The sequence below is a fragment of the Roseospirillum parvum genome (genome assembly GCF_900100455.1).
Lineage (GTDB): Bacteria > Pseudomonadota > Alphaproteobacteria > Rhodospirillales > Rhodospirillaceae > Roseospirillum > Roseospirillum parvum.
This window is the reverse complement of record NZ_FNCV01000032.1, coordinates 1-2,444: the sequence shown is the minus strand read 5'-3', so window position 1 is coordinate 2,444 and position 2,444 is coordinate 1. Positions and strand designations below refer to the sequence as shown.

Genomic DNA, 2,444 nt, shown 5'->3' with positions numbered 1-2,444 from the left:
GAAACCGACTCTCGCCGCCCGCGCATCCCTTCCACGCGACTTCTTCCACAATGTCAAAAAGCAGCGGCACCAAACCCCGGGCATCACCCCGGACCCGATACCTCCCGAACCTCGCTCCCAGCCCAAAAAGAGCAGGAATTTCAGTCCGGTAGAACCCCCCAGCAGTCAGCGGCAGAACCACCGTCCCGCCAGGGAGGCCGCCTTTTAGACCCATGCCCGTCCGCCGTCAAGCGGAAAATGCAGGGGCCTCGGAGGTCTTTCCGAAGGGCTGGCCGAAGCCGTTGAACGCCCCCTTCAGGAAGATCCCCGGACGGCTGCCCTGGCACGGCGTCCCGAAGGACTTGGGTGCCCGGCCGACCGTCGCGGCGGAGGCGGTTTCTAGCCCCCTGTCACCGAACTGTCAACACCCCTTTTCGCGGTTGCGACAGATGGGGCGGCACATTCCGGTTTCCCCTCGCCCGATGGGGGCTTGATGTGCCATATGAGGGACGCTCACCGAACGGCGCGCGGTCCAATAAGGGAATGTTGTGAAGGCCGGGAATGTGACAGTTCGGATTCCGACTTCAAGAACGATCCCAAAGAGCTTGATTCGGTGTGCATTTACTATTTGACAAGCCCCCTGCGGATAACAATGATACGGAACCGGGTACACAACATCTGCGATCTGGAGCCGGTTTCACGCTGGGCCGCTTGTCGGGCGGTCCCGGGCTAAAGGTTTTTTTTGATTTCGCCACCACCGGCGCAACACACTCCGGGGTTCGCAGCCACCTGCCACCATCAAGCCGACAGCTTCCTGATAAAGAGGGGTCTTCTGGTGACTGACGATCAGCCTTCCGCGCCGGCGCGGCGCGGCCCGTCCCGCCCGGTCCGCCGTTTGGCCACCCGGGCCCTGCTCGGATCCGCCGCCGCCGCCGCCATCCTGACCGTCCTGGTCGGCAGCCATAGCGGCAACGCAGCCTACCTGGGCGGGCCGAAGTCCCTGGAACCGACCGATCAGACCTCGCTGGCCGCCCTGCCCCCCGCCCCCCCCACCGATGCCGCCCCGACGGCCCAGCCGGCACCGGTGGAAAGCACGGTCACCCTGCCCTCTGGCGGCACCCTGATGGGTCTGCTGCTGGACGCCGGCCTGGTCCGTGGCGAGGCGCACGAGGCCATCATCGCCTTCAGCGAGGTCTATGACCCGCGCCGGCTGCGCGCCGGTCAGGCGTTCACCATCACCACCCTGGCCGAGGACGGCCCCGACGCCGCGCCGCGCCTGACCGGCTTCAGCTTCGAGCCGGAAACCGGCCTGACCGTGAAGACCTGGCGCGACGGCGACGGCTTCACCGCCGACGCCGAGAAAGCCCCCCTGGTCACCGCCACCCGGCGCGCTGGCGGGCGCATCGACAGCAGCCTGTACGTCGCCGCCACCCGGGCCGGCGTGCCGCCCGGGGTTCTGGCCCAGCTGATCCGCACCTATTCCTACGACGTCGATTTCCAGCGCGACATCCAGCGCGGCGATGCCTTCTCGGTGATGTACACCGAAAAGACCACCGAGGACGGCCGCCGGGTGGCCGACGGCGACGTGTTGTTCGCCTCGCTGACCCTGTCCGGCGCCACCTTCAACCTGTACCGCTACGAGGACAGCGACGGCATCGTCAGCTATTTCGACGAGCACGGCCACAGCCTGCAGAAGGGCCTGATGCGCACCCCCATCGACGGGGCCCGGCTGTCGTCGTCCTATGGCATGCGCAAGCATCCGATCCTCGGTTACTCCAAGATGCACACCGGGGTCGATTTCGCCGCCCCCACCGGCACCCCGATCTATGCCGCCGGCAGCGGCACCATCGACTTCGCCGGGCGCAAGGGCGGCTATGGCAACTACATCCGCATCCGCCACGGCGGCGAGTACGCCACCGCCTATGCCCACATGAGCCGCTTCGCCAAGGGCATGGGGACCGGCACCCGGGTCAAGCAGGGGCAGGTGATCGGCTATGTGGGCACCACCGGACGCTCCACCGGGCCGCATCTGCACTATGAAATCCTGGTCAACGGCAAGCACACCAACCCGCTTAAGGTGCGCATGCCCTCGGGCCGCAAGCTGACCGGCACCGAGATGGCCCGCTTCGAGGCGCAGCGTACCCAGGCCGACCGCCTGTACGCCAGCCTGCCCCACGACACCGAAATGGCGAGCCGGGTCGAGTAACCGGCCCGCGCCGCGCAAGGTTGCCCACCACATAGAGCAGATCGTGCGAAATGTGAATCGCGGAGCGCTTCAGATTTCGCACGATCTTCTCTCGATCTTAGATGTAGAGCCGAGAGCGAAAAATCTGGAACCACCAAGTGGTTCCGATTTTTCGCTCTCGGCTCTAGAGCGTGGAGCTCCAAACCTGAATCGAGGGATTCCCAAGACTCTGCGTCCGTGATTCACTTTTCTTTTTGGGAGGTGGATCATGGGCAGGAGC

The 2,444-nt window shown here is 65.6% G+C and carries 1 protein-coding gene; it reads left to right on the top strand.

Translation table 11 applies throughout. From position 1 onward, the window contains the following. Positions 1–814 precede the first annotated feature (814 nt). Positions 815–2,185, top strand: coding sequence for a M23 family metallopeptidase (locus tag BLR95_RS15365; protein WP_245689579.1), 1,371 nt, complete (start codon positions 815–817; stop codon positions 2,183–2,185). The last annotated feature ends 259 nt before the right edge of the window (positions 2,186–2,444 follow it).